This is a genomic window from Streptomyces sp. SID14478 (genome assembly GCF_010548525.1).
GTDB lineage: Bacteria > Actinomycetota > Actinomycetes > Streptomycetales > Streptomycetaceae > Streptomyces.
Genome location: NZ_JAAGMG010000725.1, coordinates 1 through 225, shown reverse-complemented (window position 1 = coordinate 225; position 225 = coordinate 1). Strand labels below are relative to the sequence as shown.

The 225-nt window shown below is 76.0% G+C and carries 1 pseudogene; it reads left to right on the top strand.

Annotation, left to right across the window (positions count from 1 at the left end):
• Nucleotides 1-225 (top strand): annotated as a pseudogene (locus tag G3I40_RS23885) (cobalamin biosynthesis bifunctional protein CbiET); the annotation flags it as partial.

Here is a 225-nt window from a genome sequence, read left to right as displayed (position 1 = left end):
CGAGGAGACCGAGGTCGTCACGCTGGTGGTCCGCCCGGCGGACCGGCTGGCGGCCGCGCTGCACGACGGCCGCCGGGTGCTCGTCCTGTCCGCGGGGGCAAACACCCCGGCGACGGTCGCGGCGCTGCTGACCGAACGCGGCTTCGGGCCCAGCCGGATGACGGTCCTGGAGCAGCTGGGCGGCGCCGCCGAGACGTCCTACGAGGGCGTCGCCGAGACCTGGAA